We start from the raw sequence: 17,444 nt of genomic DNA, 5'->3' as shown, positions 1-17,444 counted from the left end.
TTTTTTTAATGCTTTCAAATTATCTTTGCTGAAATCAATCTTCTCGATCAGCAGAAAGACTAGCAAATAATTCAGATGTTCCCAACGTTTCAAGCAAGCGCTCATAAGTCTGACGACTTTCACCACGTAAATAAGGACCTTCAAGAAACACCATTTGACGCAGTGCCTGCCAAACCCACTTTTCATCTAGATGGTTGGAATCTTTTAAATGACCAGACATATAGAGAAAGTTCGTCCAATTGGTTAGGACAATCCATAGGTTAATGATCAACGCTTCAATTTCAGACTCTGTCATTTGCATGAGACCTGCATTGACGAAGGCTCGGTAAATCTTTTGACCTTGTTGCATCACTTTACCTGCGAAACGCGGGTAAATTTTTCTAAAGTCATCATTATTTTCGGTTAAATGATATACATCACGATGCAGAAAACGATAGGCCCATAACTGACTACTGAGTACTTGAAAGTATCGGATTTTATCATTGGCATTTACATCACGGTCTTCTGGCAATGCTAGCAGCTCTAAAGTTGCATGCTGATATTGCTCCATCAACTCTTTAATGATCTCTTGCTTGTTACGAAAGTGATAATAGAGATTACCAGGGCTAATACCTAACTCTGCTGCGATATGGTTAGTTGTGACAGATCGCTCTCCACGTTCGTTAAAGAGTTGCAAACTAATTTGCAAGATTCGGTCTTTGGTTTTTAACGTTTTGGAATGCGACATCCTAATACCATCTATAACAAGAATAATGACGTTTAGCCCAAGCTAACATAAAAGTGACTTGACTTTTAGAGTATTTACTCTAAAAATAAAAATCACATCAACCCTTACATTAGTGGTACTGGTCATGAACAGTCAAACAAAAACAAATTTAATGACGACTGAAGCATCGGAAGTTCAGCATTTACATGATCTTCTAGCGCTTCAGAAAGCAGCCTATCGACGTTATCCGAACCCGACAGCAAAACAGCGTATTGAACGTTTGGCTCGTCTTAAAGCAGTTTTGATTAAATATCAGGACCAAATTGCAGAAGCAATTAGCCAAGATTATGGTAATCGTTCGGTTTCTGAAACGAAAATTGGTGAACTACTCACTTCACTCGAACAAATCAAATATTACAGCAAACATTTAACAGAGTGGATGAAGCCTTCTAAACGCCATATCGGTATTTTACATCAACCTGCAAAAGGTTGGGTTCAGTATCAACCTTTAGGTGTTGTCGGTATCATTTCCCCTTGGAACTACCCTTTATTATTGGCGATTAGCCCATTAGTATGTGCATTGGCAGCGGGCAACCATGCCATGATTAAAGTTTCAAGCACCTCTCGTAACTTTGGCTATGTATTACAAAATGCTTTATCTGAAGCGTTCCCACAAGAGTTAGTTGCCGTTGTTACAGGTGGTGGCGTAATCTCTGACACATTCAGTCATCTTGCATTTGATAAATTAGTCTTCACAGGCTCTACCAATGTTGGTAAGACTGTGATGAAAGCAGCATCTGAAAACTTAGTTCCAGTTATTCTAGAACTTGGTGGTAAATCACCAGTTATCGTGCACCCTTCAATTGACTTAAAGGATGTCGCGGAGCGTGTTGCATTCGGTAAATTGTGGAATGCGGGTCAAACTTGTGTCGCACCAGATTATATTTTCCTACCACGTGGTAAAACTTCAGAGTTTATTCACCAGTTTGAAACCGTTGCGAAAACGATGTATCCAACATTACGTGACAACCAAGATTACACCTCTATAGTGAGCGATAAGCAAAATAAACGCTTACAAGGTTACTTAGAAGATGCGATTCAAAATGGTGCTCAAGTCACTGAAATTAACCCATTAAAAGAAGAGCTTGCTTCTGTACGTAAAATAGCGCCAACCCTTCTGACCAATATCAGCCCTGATATGGAAATTATGAAGAACGAAATCTTTGGTCCAATTTTACCAATCTTAGAATATGATCAAATAGACGAAGTTATCGAGTTTATTAATGACCGACCACGTCCACTTGCATTATACTATTTCGACTTTAACGATGCTCGAGCAGAATACGTTTCGCAACGTACTCACTCTGGACACTTTGGTCAAAACGCTGTTGTTACTCATGTTGCACAAGATGATCTACCTTTCGGTGGCGTTGGTGCATCTGGTATGGGCAGATACCATGGTCCCGAAGGCTTCTTCAGTTTATCAAATGAACGCTCAGTCATGTCTATTCCAAAGCTATTCAGCTTGAAATACGTACTGCCTCCGTTTAATAGACCGATCCCTAGTCTTATCCGTAAAGCCTTTCTTCGTTAAATGATCAAGGCATGATCTATCACAACAGGTCATGCCCTGTTTTTATCAATTTCGCTTGTCTTTTAAGCGTATTTTTGATATAAAACGCCCCTTGAATGAATTCAATCCGTTTTATTTTGACTGGCCATACAGGTTTGCTGTTGGCTAAATCAATGGAGTTACACCATGTCTAAGGTTTGCCAAGTTACCGGCAAGCGTCCAGTCGTTGGTAACAACGTCTCACACGCCAACAACAAAACTAAGCGCCGGTTCGAGCCGAACCTGCACCACCACCGTTTTTGGTTAGAAAGCGAAAAACGTTTCGTACGTCTTCGTCTAACTACTAAAGGTATGCGTATTATCGACAAATTGGGCATCGAAAAGGTTGTTGCTGACCTACGTGCTCAAGGTCAAAAGATCTAAGGAGCAACGAAAATGCGTGATAAGATTCGCCTAGTTTCTTCTGCTGGTACAGGTTATTTCTATACCACAACTAAGAACAAACGTACTATGCCGGAAAAAATGGAAATCAAAAAATTTGATCCAAAAATCCGTCAACACGTAATCTTCAAAGAAGCTAAAATCAAATAATTTTAGTTCTTTAAAAAAATACGACCCATTGGGTCGTTTTTTTTGCCTTTTTTTTCTTCAGGTTGTTAAAATTTAATCTCAGTTTGGCATTTTTTATGCTTATACAGCTCAAAAGCCAATTCATAATTTATAAATATTTAAGGGGTGATTAGTGCCACATGATGTAGATTTAATTATATTGCTTGCGGTTGGTTTTGGCTTAGCCCTTATTTTTGGCTTTATCGCCGCACGTTTACGTCTACCCCCTCTTGTTGGCTATCTCATTGCCGGCATTATTATTAGCCCCAAAACCCCCGGTATCGTCGCCGATATCACACTAGCCAATCAACTCGCAGAACTGGGTGTCATGTTTTTGATGTTCGGTGTCGGGATGCACTTTTCACTGAAAGATTTAATGCAAGTTCGGCGTATTGCTGTCCCTGGTGCAATTTTACAAATCACAGTGGCTACCATCCTCGGGATTGGCGTCTCCATGCTATGGGGATGGAGTTTTGGGTCAGCATTGGTGTTTGGCTTAAGCTTATCTTGTGCGAGTACTGTGGTACTCCTAAAAGCTTTAGGTGACCGAGGCTTACTGGATTCAGTCAATGGAAAAATTGCTGTGGGATGGCTACTCGTCGAAGACCTAGTCATGGTGCTCGCATTAGTTTTATTACCCGCTACAGCTGTACTCCTTGGCGGAACAGCACTGGAAGGCGCTGATCCAGATCAAAATGTCTTTGTGACTTTAGGAATAACCTTACTTAAAGTTGCGGGCTTTATTGCCTTTATGCTGATTATTGGTAAGCGCCTCATCCCTAAAATTATTCAGTTTGTCGTACGCTTGGGTTCTCGCGAGCTATTTACACTGACTGTGGTTGCAGCAGCCGTATCCATTGCCTATGGTTCATATGCGATTTTTGGCGTTTCAATGGCATTAGGTGCATTCTTTGCTGGGATGGTGGTTAAAGAGTCTGACTTCAGTCATCGTGCTGAAGAAGAAACGTTACCACTGCGTGAGATATTCTCCATCCTATTCTTCGTCTCTGTCGGAATGTTGTTTGACCCAACAATTATCGTTGAAGAACCACTTCATATTCTGGCTGTGATTGGCATTATCATGATCGGAAAAACATTAGCAGCAATGGCGCTGGTTTTGTTCTTCCGCTATCCATTAAATACCGCACTTACAGTAGGTGCCTCACTCGCTCAAATCGGTGAGTTCTCCTTTATCTTGGCAACACTCGGTCTATCTATAGGATTATTAACCCCTGAAGCTCAAAACTTGATTTTAGCCGGGGCATTATTTTCTATTTCGCTCAATTCTGTTTTATTTTCAGCCATTGAACCCGTACAGAAATGGATTCGTGAGCGCTCGCATTTAGCTCGTTTGCTTGAGCGTAGTGGTGATCCATTGGCGATGTTACCTGACGAGGTCTCACAGGACTACCTGCGCGATCAAGTGGTCATGGTCGGTCATGGAGAAGTTGGACGTCGCTTAACGAAAACACTGATGGAAAATAACATCAAAGTGGTGATTGCTGAAGAAAATCGAGAAATTGTTGAAAAACTACGCGCAAAAGATATTGCTGCAGTATCAGGTTCAGCAACAGAACCAGGCGTATTAATTCAAGCACATATTCAACATGCGAGGCTTTTAATTATCTCGCCGATGGATATTTTAGATATTCATAAGATTGTAGATACTGCCAAACTTCTGAATCCACAGATTCAAGTTTTGATCTGTGCGGAAAGTAAAGAAGAAGCTGAAGCAATACGTGCAGATGAAATTGGTGAAGTGTATTACGCAAAGGAAGAAATGGCGAAGAACATGAGTAATCATATTCTAAATCAAATTGAAATCGCACATCATCATGCACCATCTCACTAAGTAAAATAAAAACCGCGCTATTTGCGCGGTTTTTTCTTAGCTATAAAACTGTGGTTTTTCATCTACGACTTCCGCATGCCATTCATTCGATTGTTTTTCGAGAAGTGCAAATAACGCAGCCTGAATCATGTGTTGGGCAATCAAAGGCATATGATCACCTAATAAAGCTTTCACTTCATCATTAAATTGAATTTTCACAAGTGGCTCATCTTCAGATGCAGCGTGACGAAGCGCTAACTCGCCATTCTCAAGTTGCACCAATTCTAAAATTGCTTCTTGTGTTCCGAATAATTCTTTCAATTGCTCTATAGACATATACCCTCCATGATTCACATGGTGGCAAAATGCTGAATGCACTTTGCATTGCTTAGACTATTTTATATAAGTTCTAAAATTTATATTTCAAGTCTAATCGTTTAAAACTGTCATGATTACAATTAAAACTCAACCATTTCGTTACGAAAACCGTCAATAAGATGGGTTAAGTCACGATGCCACTCTCGAAGAATTTGAGTGTCTGGCAACCACGCTTGAGGTGTCTGCGTGACTTTAATAATAAGATTTGAAGAAGTCTCATCCTCAGGTTCTGGTGCACTTGGTTCAGGTGCATACTGGCACATACGATAAGCGCGCTTTAGTTCTGCAATAAAACCATCCTTTGCAAGATGCTGTAACACGGTGATTTCTGGAGAAACTTGCCCTTTAGCGGCCATATGCTCTTCAATAGATTTTAATGTAGGTGAAAAATCATTTAAACGGTAATAACGCACCAACTCTTGCAAAAATGCCAAGACCGCTCCATGCAAATGAAAGACTGCCGCTTCACGATGGGCTTGAGCTTGTTGAATATGCTCTGTCTGTTCTGCTTGCTGACATGATAGACGGGCAAAATAGAGTTTTTGATTAGTGCGATCTGCATGAAAACGAGCAACACGAGACATGAAAACTTCCTAACAACATTTATGTCATACAACTTAAATGTTGACGCCATATCACGCAATGCTTTTAAGAAAAAAATCAAGATTAATTTTAGATCAACAAGATTGATTGAAAGCCTGATTATTAATGCATACTGCTTAAATAAAAAAGCCAGCCAAATGCATGGCTGACCCTTTCGAATGAATCTAAGGTTATATTAGCGAACAATACCCTTAAAAATTCCTAATGGATTATAAGTCCCATCGCCTTTTTCATTGTCATAATGAAATTTGACCTGATCTTGATCGCCACCTAACAGTGTTCCAGCCCTGTAAAGACCTTCTGAAATCGCAAGGAAGCCAACATCAATTGCTTGATGAACTGTACCAACACCAGGAATTAGGCTCAATGGCTTCCAAATTGGAGCTTGAACATTCAATGTGCTCGAAAATAGGTTTGATGCGTTTTGAAGCGTGTCACCGATTAACGTACCTGCACCTGATACGATTTCTGTTTCTAGATGATTTAATTCTTGAATAGACATTTTTATAACCTTTTGGGGTTTTATAATGGAGCTTTTATACTACACACTTCACTCAAACTTATTCAATCTATTATTAAGATATACTTCACAATAATTTGTATATAAATGTGACTTTAAATGTATGTTTTTAATAAAAATATTAATATATAACAGAAATACATTTCAAAAATATGTCAACTCTTTAAAGTACAAAAGTTGGTCAAAAAAGCTAAAAAAGATTCATATTTATTAGTAAAATTAAATAAAATATCAAATAAAAAGGAGCAATAACTGCTCCTACTTTATTTAGACATCAAGTTATGCTTCTGGCTTTTCGTCTGCAGCTTTTACTCGAATACCTGCACCTTTAACTTTACGGGTGTTCAGCCCCTTAATTGCTTTCACAGCTTCACGGCCATGTGGCATTTCAACAAAGGCAAATCCTTTCGATTTGCCTGTTGCAGCATCTAACACCAATGTACATGAGTCTACTGTTCCAAACTGCTGAAATAACTCCAGAATCTCAGCTTCAGTAATGCTGCGCTCTAAGTTACGAACTAAAATTTTCATGAAAAAACCTTAAGAAGATAGGCAAAAAAACCAAAAAGTACGCGCCTACTCTACTTTTTGTATGAAACAATCTAGATAGTTTAATCGAGATCAATCCCAAAATCTAAATTAATCGACTGTCGCTCAATCAAAGCACTCTTAACCGTTTGCTGTCTGGTTTTATAATGTGTTTCACTTGTACACAAATGTCTTGAAAGATCATTGAGAAAATAGCTTTCAACTTTTCGTCCTTGCTCATCGACTTGTTCCCTTGCCCACGTCACCAAATTTTGCTTGGTTAAAATCAATTCATTTTGTGCACGGGTAAGTGCTACATAAAGCACACGGCGTTCTTCTTCAACTTCATCAAAATCCCCTTGAGCTCTTGCATGTGGATACTGACCAGGTGTCACATTCGCCACGTAACAAACTTTTTGTTCAGTTCCTTTAGCAGAATGTATCGTGATCAAGGTAACAACATCAGTATCTGACTGGCGTTCGATTTCACTGATTGAAACTGGATCAAGCACGTAGGCTTCTAAAAACTCACTTAACTGAGTATGTTTTGAAGCTAACTGTTTCACCAACTCAAAGTCTCCTTGACGACGCCCCCAATCCTTTTTGTAATTTTCACTCAACTGAATTTCTATTGCCTGAATTGCCAAGCTTACGCAAGCTTGAACTTCAGTCTTTAACACATTCAACTGCTTCATAATGAGTAGAGCCTCAGCAGGAATACGTCCAAATTTTTCTAGTTTTTCCGCAATGACGTCATCTTGAGGGTCCTGTAACAACTGTTGCGCTAAACGGCTTGCGCCAACATCACCGACCCCATCCCAAAGCGTCAAAAACCGCATCCATGCAATATCGTCTGAAGGATTGGCAATGACCCGTAGTAAACTCAGTAAATCCTTAACATGCGCAGTTTCAAGAAGTTTCATACCACCAATAAACCGATATGGGACATTGGCTGCAATGAAAGCTGCTTCAATATGACGAGCTGCAAAGCTTGAACGTACCAGAACCATATGATCGCGCCAAGGACTTCCCTCAAGCAAATGTCGCTCTTTAATATCTATGGCAATCCATTTTGCTTCATCAAACTCATTCGGGAAAATATGAATTTTAGGCTTTATGCCTGTACCTCGATACGCATTTAAGCGCTTGTCATATTTAATCTCACTTTGATCAAGCAACCAATTTGATAAATCTAAAATTTCTTGAGTAGATCGGTAGTTTTTTTCTAATTTAAAGATCTGTGCTGCTGGCACACGCTCTTTAAAATGATGAATGTTTTCGAAATCTGCTCCACGAAAACCATAAATCGATTGAGCATCATCCCCGACACAAAACAAACTTACTCGATCCTTTAAAGGCTCTAATAGCGCCCATTGCAATGGATTGGTGTCTTGCATTTCATCCACAAGCATATGTCTGCAAATCGAGGCCACATAATCGACTAGACCCTCAGACTGTGCTAAAGCTGATGCCACGATCGCAAGAATATCGTCATAATCAAGAAAGCTACGTGCCTGCTTTCGAGTTTCATATTCTTTCATGATTTCTGCAATCAGGTCTTTCATTGCTAAGAATTCAGGCATTTGCTTTTCTATGGCAACACTTAGCTTTTGACGCGTATTTCTAGCATATGAATACAGATCACATAATTCAGCAGGCTTCGGGAGCTGATTGGGATTCTTCTTATCATCTTTACCACGTATCAAACGAAACATCATGAGTTGATCATCACGATCAATAATTGAGAATTGCGCTAAGCCGAAAGCTTTTGGTATACGACGCAGCAAGTACATACAAAAAGTATGGAATGTTGATGCTCGTAATCCTTTTGCTTGTTCACCGAGTGCCAATTCGACACGCGCCACGATTTCACTGGCAGCACGACGCGTAAACGTCAAAATTTGAATTTGATTGGCGGGTACACCTTGATCAATGAGATAAGCAGCACGTGCCACAATCGTTTTGGTTTTACCACAGCCCGCACCCGCCAACACCAAACTATGTAAGGCTTCTGTGGTTGCAGCTTGTTTTTGTTGAGGATTTAATTCATCAATCAGGCTGTCTAAACTCATCGCTTCTCATCAATTTTACAATAACAATAGTTTAACAGAGCTAGATTTAGAAAATACAAACACGCTTCAGTTTTAAACCTCAAAGCCCACTTACATAGAGAATTAGATATACTGCCTTACGATATTTTGTACCGTTAAATCTAAATTCTGAACTGCATTTTTCAAGGATTCTGACAAACTTTGATCCAGTGGATTAATACTACAGATGTGATGAAACCCTTGTTCGTACAATGGTTCCACCCCTTCACCAACTCTACCAGCGAATGCAAACACAGGCTTGTTGTGCCGATATGCGACTTGAGCAACGGCAAATGGGGTTTTACCAAATTGAGTCTGAGTATCAATTTTCCCTTCACCCGTAAATACATAATCAGCTTGCGCAATTTTTTCAGCCAATTGAGTTTCCTCAATGATTAATTCAGCACCCGATCGAATATCTGCGCCTGTAAATGCCATCAAACCAAATCCCAAACCACCTGCTGCACCAGCACCAGATCGATGACGTAAATCGACTAAAAGCTGCTGCTCTACCACCCCTGCAAAGTGCGATAAGTTAAGGTCTAATACTTGCACCATTTCAGGTGTAGCCCCTTTTTGCGGACCAAAAATATACGATGCGCCAAGTGGACCACATAATGGATTGTTTACATCTGAAGCGATAACAATTTCTGTTTTAGTCAATCTTGGGTCGAGTTGTGACACATCAATGGAATCGATTTGGTTTAAGTTTCTACCTGTTGGCTCAAATGCTTCATGATATTGATTAATAAATTTCACGCCCAAAGCATGCGCCATACCAGCACCACCATCATTGGTCACACTCCCACCTAATCCGATGATAATCTTTTTCACACCGAATTCGAGAGCTGCGGCAATCAGTTGCCCTGTTCCTACAGTATTAGTGAACAAAGGGTTTCTTAAATGAGGTGGTATGAGATGAATGCCATTGGCTTTCGCCATTTCAATGACTGCTGTTTGTCCCTGATCAATTAATCCAAAATGAGTCATGACACGCTGATCAGCGAATGGACCTTGTACTTCGCACGCGATTTTTAATCCTGATTTTGCCATGACCAATGCATCAATGGTTCCTTCACCACCATCTGCCATTGGATTCAAAATACATTGTGCATCGGGTAAGACTTTATGGATTGCATTTTTCATAATCATGCATACCTGCTCAGCAGGCATGCTTTCTTTGAAAGAGTCGGGAGCCAAAATAAAAGTTTCTATCCTTTGCTGCATACTTTATTGCTATTCTCATATTTAAATTAATTCAGATACTTATTTATTACATTGAGATTTTCAATTTTTCAAATAGAACCCTTATATATATTGTAATAAACTTACAACTCCCCAAAAAAAATAACGGTATAACAATGCAAAAATATCAAATATTTAAAAAAACTTTAGTGCTGTGTACATTCATTTTTGTATGTAATCAAGCTACAAGCTCGTCTGCAACCAATTCACACAGTAGTGAAAATATTCAATTATCAGCACTTTCAGCCAAATGGAAATGTACTGAAGAAATGGATTACATGGGTTATGCTGCGAAAAGCGAAATAGTGTCTGAGTTCAAACCAAATGGTCAATATTTTGAAAAAAATCAAATGACCTTTATTAAAGATAACGAGAAAGCAATTGCTTATACCCAATCTGAAGCTCAATGGAGTTTACAAGAACATATACTCACAATTGATCAAAATAAATTACTGAAATTTGAAATGGACAATGCTCAAGTTGAAGAGCAATTAAACCTTAAATCAGCTTTAGCTGATCCTGATGCTGTGAAATTACTAATTAAAAAACTCGATAACAAAGAAATGATTGCGAATTTCATTCTATTTGATACAGAAATAGAAAATCTCTCAAGAGTATGTGTAAGACAATAAATTTAATGTCATAAAAAAATGCTGACCTAAGTCAGCATTTTCTGTTATTTAAACGTTAAGCTTCAATCCATTTACCATCTTGGTAAATCAAAGACCATTTCGTTTGTTTACCTTCAGGCGTTTCAGAACCAATATATTGCGCTTGATTTTTACGACTAAACTTCACTAAAGTTGGGTTTCCATCAGGGTCAGTATCTGGCGCTTGCAGAATAAACTGATACTTTGGATCTAGCTGTTGAGCAACCGTACGCAATTCCGCAACCTTAGGAGCACGAGTTTCACGTACTTTAGGGAATTTACTTGCTGCTAAGAATAAGCCTGCTGCTCCATCACGTAATACGAAAAAGTCGTCGTGTTTCGTTGAGCGCAAATGTTCCATTTTAATCGGGTCGACACGAGGAGGTGCTGGTTGACCGTTCTTCAATACTTTACGTGTATTTTCACAGCTTGTGCAGGCAAAATAAGGACCAAAACGCCCTGTCTTTAACTGCATCTCACCATCGCATTTGTCACATGGAATTGTTGGACCATCGTACCCTTTAATTTTGAACTCACCTTCTTCAAGCTCAAAACCTTCGCAGTCTGGATTGTTCCCACAGATATGAAGTTTACGACCACCATCAATAACATAGCTATCCATTGCTGTTTCGCAAATTGGGCAACGTTTTTTCGACATTAAATCTGCGGTTTCTGCAGACTCATCATCAGATAATGCGGCCAAGGACTCTACTGGCGTTAAGTTAAGTGTACCTTTACAACGTTCTTTCGGTGGTAAGTTATAGCCAGAACAACCTAAGAATACACCTGTGGTACCGGTACGAATCTGCATCGGACGATCACATTCTTTACAATGCACAGCATCAACTTCAACAGGCTGATTACGGCGCATGCCATTTTCACCCTGTGCAGTAGTCAGACGTTTCTTAAAATCACCATAGAAACTATCTAATAACTCTTTCCAATTACGCTCACCATCTGCAACTTTATCCAGTTGACCTTCTAGATCTGCAGTAAATGCATAATTCATCAAGTTGTTAAAACTTTCGTCCAAACGATCTGTAACGATTTCACCCATCTTCTCTGCATAGAGACGACGGTTATCCAATTTCACATAGCCACGATCTTGGATCGTTGAAATAATCGCTGCGTAAGTTGAAGGACGACCAATGCCTTTTTTCTCAAGCTCTTTCACCAATGATGCTTCTGTAAAACGTGCAGGTGGTTTAGTGAAATGTTGAGAAGGATCTAACTTTTGAAGTTGCAGAACTTCACCCACTTTCACAGCAGGCAGTAAAACATCATCATCCGACTTGTTCTGGCCACGTACTTTCGTAAAGCCATCAAATACCAAAGTACGACCTTTAGCTTTAAGTTCTACACCGTTTGCATCGACCAAGATTGTCGAAGACAAATATTCAGCAGGTGTCATTTGACATGCAACAAACTGACGCCAAATCAGATCATATAGACGCTGAGCATCGCGATCTACGCCCGCAAGCTGATCACCCTTCAACGCGACGTTTGATGGACGAATCGCTTCATGGGCTTCTTGCGCACCTGCTTTATTTCCAAAACGGTTTGGCTTTGCAGGAAGATATTTTTCACCATACTCGGTTTCGATATGTCCACGTACCATATTGACCGCATCATCACTCAAGAATGTAGAGTCGGTACGCATATAGGTAATATAACCTGCCTCATACAAGCGCTGTGCCATCGTCATTGTTTTCTTTACAGAGAAACCAAGTCGAGTACTTGCTGCTTGTTGTAAGGTCGATGTGATATAGGGTGCGCTCGGATTAACTTTGGTCGGTTTATCTTCACGGGCAGCAACTTTAAATTCAGCTTCTTTTAAAACATCCAATAAAGCATCTGTTTGTGCTTTGTTTTGAAGTTTTAATGTCTTACCTGACTGTTTGACTGCTTCTAAACGAATATCATCTTTTTTAGATTTGGTATCTGCAAAAACTTGCCAATATTCTTCAGGAATAAAAGCACGAATTTCTCGCTCACGCTCTACCACAAGTTTCGCAGCAACTGACTGTACACGACCCGCAGATAAACCACGTGCGATCTTCTCCCACAATAGTGGTGAAATCATAAAGCCAACAATACGATCAAGGAAACGGCGTGCTTGTTGTGCATTGACTTTATCAATGTCTAAACGAGCAGGCTGTTTAAATGCTTCTTGAATGGCATTTTTAGTAATTTCGTTGAAAACCACACGTCTATAACGAGAGTCATCACCACCAATGACTTCTTTTAAATGCCAAGCAATTGCTTCTCCTTCGCGGTCCAAATCGGTTGCGAGATAGACCTCGTCAACCTGCGAAGCAAGCTTTTTCAGTTCTGAAACAACATTTTCTTTACCAGGAAGCACTTCATAGTGTGCTTTCCAACCGTGCTCAGGGTCTACCCCCATACGATTAATCAGTGCCTGTTGAGCTTTTTCAGCTTTCTCTTCAGCAGTCTGTTTGGTACGTGTTACTGGTTTCTTTTCCGTACTTTTTGAAGCACCTGTTGGTAAGTCACGGACATGACCCACAGATGATTTCACAATGTAGTTTGAACCTAAGTATTTATTAATGGTCTTCGCTTTAGCAGGCGACTCGACGATCACTAAAGCACGTTTTTTTCCAGCTTCTGACGATTGAGCTGTAGCGCTTTTGGATGTGGACTTAGGAGCATTCGCCATAGTGAACCGTTATTCCTATAAGATTAAAAAAATTAAATTTCAGCCAATTTATGTAAAAGTGCTTTCATTTCATCAAGTTGTGTAGCGTGAAGATCTTCTTCTTCATTCCAGTACAAACCGACGCAATTAGACTGCATATCAATAGCATAAATCCCTTTTAATGCAATGGGGAAATCATTAAATTTCTCATTTCCGTGAACAACATTGAGTTTTTCATTTTCAACCAAAGCGCGCATTAAAGGTAGGCGACCATCAGGAATGATAACGCTGTAATACGCCACCATACTGGCACGATTTTCTGATGCCATTGGAATATTGGTCCATGAAGGTGCAGCAATCAAACGTGGGTGTAATCCCATTTTTCGAGCTTTCTCACGCATAATCCCCAAAGCTTTTTCTCTTGGATTTACACGTAATCCGAAGATCGAGCCCAGCACAAACACAACGATAAGAATCGTTATCCAAAGTCCAGCATTTTCCATAGTTCACCTTTTGCTTCTTATATTAGAGTTGCATAAGCCGAATATAAAAGGCAAGTTGAAAATTAAAAATACGATTTATAGCGGCATGAAACCAGTATTGAGACCTGAACCAAATAAGGCACGATGTGGTATAACCCACCTAAGCACAGTGCAACTGAAATAAAAAAAAGCGATAAAATCATCGCTTTTTTCCTAGGCATATTTTAGTTCAAAAACATCTCATGGCTATAAAGTACTTCATGACCATTCCAATAAATATATCCCTTATCAATCATTTCCTTAAGCAATAATCGCACATCAGATTTTGGAAATAGCTGTTCTAATAAATCACGCAGTTCATAAATATCTTTAGGCTTTCCGGATTTTAAAGCATTCAATTTTTGGATGACTTCCAGCTGGACAGGATCTATTTTTTCAAAATTTTTAAACAAATCACTCTGAATATGTTGAATGTCTTGTGACTCTTCAATTTCAGCTAAAATGTCTTTTGCTTCGATATGTAGCTTCGCCAATAACGCATCTACCTGACCAAGCTTGTGGTCTGCTACTACATCTTCATCAACATTCATATCCAATTGAGCCCACTGCTTTAATACCTTTTTACGAAAGGAAATTTGCTCACCTTCTTTTTTAACTACCTTTAAATTAATCAGCATGCCAATCAATTTAGCGCTGTGCTCGTCATTTATGCGCAACGTATTCTCGATCGAGTTTTTAAGCTTAGCTAAGGTGTTGGGCTTCCCTTCCATACGAACCACAACATCACAATACTGCTTTACTTTAAATAAATCATGATTTTGACGAATAGTTTCAACTGAAGGCACGTTGTATTTGAGTTTTGACACAGGTTGCTCTGGTTGTACCTGTATCAAATTACATTGAATGCCAGAAGCTCGCATCATGTCAGCCAACATGGTGCTACAGTCTCGTGCAGAAATCACATCAATCTCTGCGCCATGCTCAACCAATGCCAAGATTTGCCCCACAATCACAGCGTACTCAAATTCTTTTTCTTTTGCCTCAAGCATTTCTAAAATGACAATTTGACCACTACTAATCCAACTCGCAAATTCAGTCAAATCAGTGAGACTGTAATGAAAACTCCCTTTCGAATGAAATAGATAGGTCGTGGTGTAATGTTGCACAATCTCCCGAAATAACGTCGAAGTCGGCATGTTATTTTCAAGATCTATTAGGACAACTTTAGCGCTCATAGGATAAGATTCAGAATTCGGCAAGTGAAAAGACTATTACAACGACCTTCATATCAAAGGTCAAACTATTTACGCATACTTCTTAATAAATAATCAGTATTTATGTCACGTCTTAATAATGTGGCGGTTTATCCAAAATTGGATCAAATGGAGCAACACCATCGTCAGCATGAGTAGCTTCAACTCGTTGATACAAAATTTGCATTTGTTTCTTTAAATCGCTGATTTCACGGCTTTGTAATGCAATTTGAATATTTAACTGATCAACTAATTCATCTAAAAATGCAATTCGGACTTGCAAATCTTCTATGGGTGCGGAAAATGACGCCTGCTCATTTAGATTTTTTTGATTCGACATTATAAGTCCTCATCAGGGGATTTCAGGAAACATTATGGCCTATATTACCTTAAGGGACGTCCAACTCGCATTTGGTGGACCGTACTTACTCGACGGCGCGAATTTTAGTTTAGAGCGCGGCGAACGAGTGTGTTTGATTGGCCGTAATGGTGAGGGTAAGTCTACTTTACTTAAACTCATTGATGGAAGTTTATTGCCTGACGCTGGTGAAGTTTCCCTGCAAAATGGTATTACCATTTCTATGCTGGCTCAAGACGTGCCAATGGACTCGGGTCGTGTTGCAGATATTGTGGCAGATGGCGCAGGTGAAGCAGCTTCTGTTCTTAGAGCTTATCACGAAGCAAGCGAAGCTTGTGTACTCGGCGATATGGAAGCTTGCGATCGCATGGGTAACTTGCAACATAAAATGGATCAATTAGATGGTTGGGCACTTGAAACTAAAGTGAATTCAATCCTCAGTAAAATGGGACTTGATCCTGATGCTGATTTAGCTGATCTTTCAGGTGGTCGTAAACGTCGTGTGCTTCTTGCACGCGCACTACTCACCCAACCTGATGTTTTGTTACTCGACGAACCAACGAACCATTTAGATGTTGAAAGTATCGAGTGGTTAGAAAAATTCTTACTCGATCAAAATAATTTAACATTACTCTTCATTTCGCATGACCGTTCATTTGTAGACAGTATTGCTACACGTATTGTGGAACTGGATCGTGGCATCTTACGCAGTTATGAAGGGAACTATTCACGTTACCTCGAACTCAAAGCTGCACAGATGGAAGCTGAAGAAAAACAAAATGCGCTGTTCGATAAAAAGCTAGCAGAAGAAGAAGTTTGGATTCGTCAAGGCATTAAAGCACGTCGTACCCGTAACGAAGGTCGTGTACGTGCCTTAAAAGCATTACGTGAAGAATCTAAAGCCCGCCGTTCGCAGCAAGGCAAAGTGAGCATGGCTACCCAAGATGCTCAACGTTCAGGCAAAGTGGTCTTCGAAATTGAAAACCTCAGTGTGCAATTTGGCGACAACACTCCAATTATCAAAGATTTTAATGCACTGGTTCTGCGTGGAGATCGTATTGGTCTCGTGGGCGATAACGGTGTCGGTAAAACCACGCTAATCAAAGCAATTTTGGGTCAACAAGAACACTCAGGTACGGTCAAAACAGGGACACAACTCGAAGTGGCTTATTTTGACCAGCTTCGTAACGTGCTCGATCTTGAAAAATCGGTAAAAGACAACGTGGCCGAAGGGTCAGACTTTGTCGATATCAATGGCGGACGTCGTCATATCTATAGCTATTTACAAGATTTCTTGTTCTCCCCTGAGCGTGCTCGTACACCTGTAAAAGCCCTTTCAGGTGGTGAACGTAACCGCATTTTATTAGCGAAATTACTGCTTAAACCATCGAACCTCATCGTGATGGATGAGCCAACCAATGACTTGGATATGGTGACGCTTGAGCTGCTTGAAGAGATGCTCAGTGATTACAAAGGAACTTTATTGTTGATCTCGCATGACCGTGCCTTTATGGACAATGTCGTGACCTCAACTTGGGTATTCGATGGCAAAGGCAATATCGATGAATATGTCGGTGGTTATCAAGACTACCTCATGCAACGTCCTGATCAAACTGTAGTCGATCAGAAATCTGCGGTGAAGAAAGCAGCTGCAAAAGCTGAAGCGGCGGCAACCCCTGCACCAGCGGTTAAAAAAGTAAAACTAAGCTATAAAGATCAACGTGCTTTAGAACAACTTCCTGCTGAAATGGAAGCTTTGGAAAAGGAACAAGCCGAGATTAATGCACTTTTAGCAGATGGTTCTTTATTTGTGTCAGATAGTGACAAAGCAACTCAACTTTCAATTCGACTTACTGAAATTGATGAGCTACTTTTAGAGAAATTAGAACGCTGGGAAGCGCTTGAAAGTCTTGCGAATGGTAGCTGATTACCCTAGTAAATAAAAAACTCCGCGCTTGCGGA

17 protein-coding genes are annotated in these 17,444 nt (G+C 39.9%); 6 read left to right on the top strand and 11 right to left on the bottom strand.

Going from position 1 to position 17,444, the window contains the following annotated elements; translation table 11 throughout:
• Nucleotides 1–34 precede the first annotated feature (34 nt).
• Nucleotides 35–727 (bottom strand): TetR/AcrR family transcriptional regulator, encoded by a 693-nt coding sequence (locus AC1M9M_RS09760; protein WP_035266753.1) that lies wholly within the window; start codon nt 725–727, stop codon nt 35–37.
• Nucleotides 728–851: 124 nt separating this feature from the next.
• Here AC1M9M_RS09760 and AC1M9M_RS09755 point away from each other — a divergent pair, with 124 nt between their 5' ends.
• From AC1M9M_RS09755 to AC1M9M_RS09740, 4 genes are all read left to right on the top strand, one after another.
• Nucleotides 852–2,300 carry a coniferyl aldehyde dehydrogenase gene (locus tag AC1M9M_RS09755; RefSeq protein ID WP_035266754.1) on the top strand — a complete coding sequence of 483 codons (1,449 nt, stop codon included), beginning with the start codon at nt 852–854 and terminating at the stop codon, nt 2,298–2,300.
• Between the two features lie 165 nt (nt 2,301–2,465).
• Entirely contained in the window at nt 2,466–2,702 is a 237-nt protein-coding gene (gene rpmB / locus AC1M9M_RS09750) for a 50S ribosomal protein L28 (protein WP_000048256.1), read from the top strand.
• A 12-nt stretch (nt 2,703–2,714) separates the two neighbouring features.
• Nucleotides 2,715–2,870 carry a 50S ribosomal protein L33 gene (gene rpmG, locus AC1M9M_RS09745; RefSeq protein WP_001205031.1) on the top strand — a complete coding sequence of 52 codons (156 nt, stop codon included), beginning with the start codon at nt 2,715–2,717 and terminating at the stop codon, nt 2,868–2,870.
• A gap of 151 nt (nt 2,871–3,021) precedes the next feature.
• Nucleotides 3,022–4,740 (top strand): cation:proton antiporter, encoded by a 1,719-nt coding sequence (locus AC1M9M_RS09740; RefSeq protein ID WP_481596234.1) that lies wholly within the window; start codon nt 3,022–3,024, stop codon nt 4,738–4,740.
• A 36-nt stretch (nt 4,741–4,776) separates the two neighbouring features.
• Here AC1M9M_RS09740 and AC1M9M_RS09735 read toward each other — a convergent pair whose 3' ends face one another.
• The 6 genes from AC1M9M_RS09735 to AC1M9M_RS09710 all read right to left on the bottom strand — a co-directional run bounded on the left by AC1M9M_RS09735 (nt 4,777) and on the right by AC1M9M_RS09710 (nt 10,065).
• On the bottom strand, nt 4,777–5,055 hold the full coding sequence (locus AC1M9M_RS09735; RefSeq protein ID WP_035266758.1) for a hypothetical protein: 279 nt from the start codon (nt 5,053–5,055) through the stop codon (nt 4,777–4,779).
• Nucleotides 5,056–5,177: 122 nt separating this feature from the next.
• Nucleotides 5,178–5,681, bottom strand: a complete 504-nt coding sequence (locus tag AC1M9M_RS09730; protein WP_481591568.1) for a DUF6586 family protein — start codon at nt 5,679–5,681, stop codon at nt 5,178–5,180.
• 194 nt (nt 5,682–5,875) lie between these two features.
• Nucleotides 5,876–6,202 (bottom strand): hypothetical protein, encoded by a 327-nt coding sequence (locus AC1M9M_RS09725; RefSeq protein ID WP_481591569.1) that lies wholly within the window; start codon nt 6,200–6,202, stop codon nt 5,876–5,878.
• Between the two features lie 297 nt (nt 6,203–6,499).
• Nucleotides 6,500–6,751: an RNA recognition motif domain-containing protein gene (locus tag AC1M9M_RS09720; protein WP_035266766.1), complete on the bottom strand. Its 252-nt coding sequence runs from the start codon at nt 6,749–6,751 to the stop codon at nt 6,500–6,502.
• Nucleotides 6,752–6,831: 80 nt separating this feature from the next.
• Complete coding sequence (locus tag AC1M9M_RS09715; protein ID WP_481596233.1) at nt 6,832–8,820, bottom strand: ATP-dependent helicase; 1,989 nt, start codon at nt 8,818–8,820, stop codon at nt 6,832–6,834.
• Between the two features lie 102 nt (nt 8,821–8,922).
• The gene (locus tag AC1M9M_RS09710) at nt 8,923–10,065 is read right to left on the bottom strand and encodes a glycerate kinase family protein (RefSeq protein ID WP_481596232.1); all 1,143 of its coding nucleotides are present in this window, start codon (nt 10,063–10,065) and stop codon (nt 8,923–8,925) included.
• Between the two features lie 134 nt (nt 10,066–10,199).
• Between AC1M9M_RS09710 and AC1M9M_RS09705 the strand changes: the two genes are divergently transcribed.
• Nucleotides 10,200–10,715: a hypothetical protein gene (locus tag AC1M9M_RS09705; protein WP_481596231.1), complete on the top strand. Its 516-nt coding sequence runs from the start codon at nt 10,200–10,202 to the stop codon at nt 10,713–10,715.
• A gap of 55 nt (nt 10,716–10,770) precedes the next feature.
• Here the strand turns inward: AC1M9M_RS09705 and topA are convergent, their stop codons facing one another.
• From topA to AC1M9M_RS09685, 4 genes are all read right to left on the bottom strand, one after another.
• A complete protein-coding gene (topA, locus tag AC1M9M_RS09700) occupies nt 10,771–13,410 on the bottom strand; it encodes a type I DNA topoisomerase (RefSeq protein ID WP_481587601.1) in 2,640 nt (879 codons plus the stop codon).
• A 32-nt stretch (nt 13,411–13,442) separates the two neighbouring features.
• A complete protein-coding gene (locus AC1M9M_RS09695) occupies nt 13,443–13,892 on the bottom strand; it encodes an ammonium transporter (protein ID WP_481587602.1) in 450 nt (149 codons plus the stop codon).
• 203 nt (nt 13,893–14,095) lie between these two features.
• Complete coding sequence (locus AC1M9M_RS09690; RefSeq protein ID WP_035266782.1) at nt 14,096–15,106, bottom strand: hypothetical protein; 1,011 nt, start codon at nt 15,104–15,106, stop codon at nt 14,096–14,098.
• 112 nt (nt 15,107–15,218) lie between these two features.
• The gene (locus AC1M9M_RS09685; protein WP_035266784.1) at nt 15,219–15,464 is read right to left on the bottom strand and encodes a SlyX family protein; all 246 of its coding nucleotides are present in this window, start codon (nt 15,462–15,464) and stop codon (nt 15,219–15,221) included.
• Between the two features lie 34 nt (nt 15,465–15,498).
• Between AC1M9M_RS09685 and AC1M9M_RS09680 the strand changes: the two genes are divergently transcribed.
• Nucleotides 15,499–17,409 (top strand): ATP-binding cassette domain-containing protein, encoded by a 1,911-nt coding sequence (locus AC1M9M_RS09680; RefSeq protein ID WP_481596230.1) that lies wholly within the window; start codon nt 15,499–15,501, stop codon nt 17,407–17,409.
• Nucleotides 17,410–17,444: the final 35 nt, after the last annotated feature.

It is taken from the genome of Acinetobacter sp. ANC_7503 (assembly GCF_056780035.1).
Note: the sequence above shows the minus strand (reverse complement) of the source record. Positions and strands in the feature narration are given on the sequence as shown.

What these genes read in the sequence shown, in the direction of transcription:
- AC1M9M_RS09695 (WP_481587602.1), bottom strand. Translation starts at nt 13,892, where the DNA reads ATGGAAAATGCTGGACTTTGGATAACGATTCTTATCGTTGTGTTTGTG.
- rpmB (WP_000048256.1), top strand. Translation starts at nt 2,466, where the DNA reads ATGTCTAAGGTTTGCCAAGTTACCGGCAAGCGTCCAGTCGTTGGTAAC.
- topA (WP_481587601.1), bottom strand. Translation starts at nt 13,410, where the DNA reads ATGGCGAATGCTCCTAAGTCCACATCCAAAAGCGCTACAGCTCAATCG.
- AC1M9M_RS09685 (WP_035266784.1), bottom strand. Translation starts at nt 15,464, where the DNA reads ATGTCGAATCAAAAAAATCTAAATGAGCAGGCGTCATTTTCCGCACCC.
- AC1M9M_RS09760 (WP_035266753.1), bottom strand. Translation starts at nt 727, where the DNA reads ATGTCGCATTCCAAAACGTTAAAAACCAAAGACCGAATCTTGCAAATT.
- AC1M9M_RS09730 (WP_481591568.1), bottom strand. Translation starts at nt 5,681, where the DNA reads ATGTCTCGTGTTGCTCGTTTTCATGCAGATCGCACTAATCAAAAACTC.
- AC1M9M_RS09725 (WP_481591569.1), bottom strand. Translation starts at nt 6,202, where the DNA reads ATGTCTATTCAAGAATTAAATCATCTAGAAACAGAAATCGTATCAGGT.
- AC1M9M_RS09735 (WP_035266758.1), bottom strand. Translation starts at nt 5,055, where the DNA reads ATGTCTATAGAGCAATTGAAAGAATTATTCGGAACACAAGAAGCAATT.
- AC1M9M_RS09715 (WP_481596233.1), bottom strand. Translation starts at nt 8,820, where the DNA reads ATGAGTTTAGACAGCCTGATTGATGAATTAAATCCTCAACAAAAACAA.
- rpmG (WP_001205031.1), top strand. Translation starts at nt 2,715, where the DNA reads ATGCGTGATAAGATTCGCCTAGTTTCTTCTGCTGGTACAGGTTATTTC.
- AC1M9M_RS09680 (WP_481596230.1), top strand. Translation starts at nt 15,499, where the DNA reads ATGGCCTATATTACCTTAAGGGACGTCCAACTCGCATTTGGTGGACCG.
- AC1M9M_RS09705 (WP_481596231.1), top strand. Translation starts at nt 10,200, where the DNA reads ATGCAAAAATATCAAATATTTAAAAAAACTTTAGTGCTGTGTACATTC.
- AC1M9M_RS09710 (WP_481596232.1), bottom strand. Translation starts at nt 10,065, where the DNA reads ATGCAGCAAAGGATAGAAACTTTTATTTTGGCTCCCGACTCTTTCAAA.
- AC1M9M_RS09720 (WP_035266766.1), bottom strand. Translation starts at nt 6,751, where the DNA reads ATGAAAATTTTAGTTCGTAACTTAGAGCGCAGCATTACTGAAGCTGAG.
- AC1M9M_RS09690 (WP_035266782.1), bottom strand. Translation starts at nt 15,106, where the DNA reads ATGAGCGCTAAAGTTGTCCTAATAGATCTTGAAAATAACATGCCGACT.
- AC1M9M_RS09755 (WP_035266754.1), top strand. Translation starts at nt 852, where the DNA reads ATGAACAGTCAAACAAAAACAAATTTAATGACGACTGAAGCATCGGAA.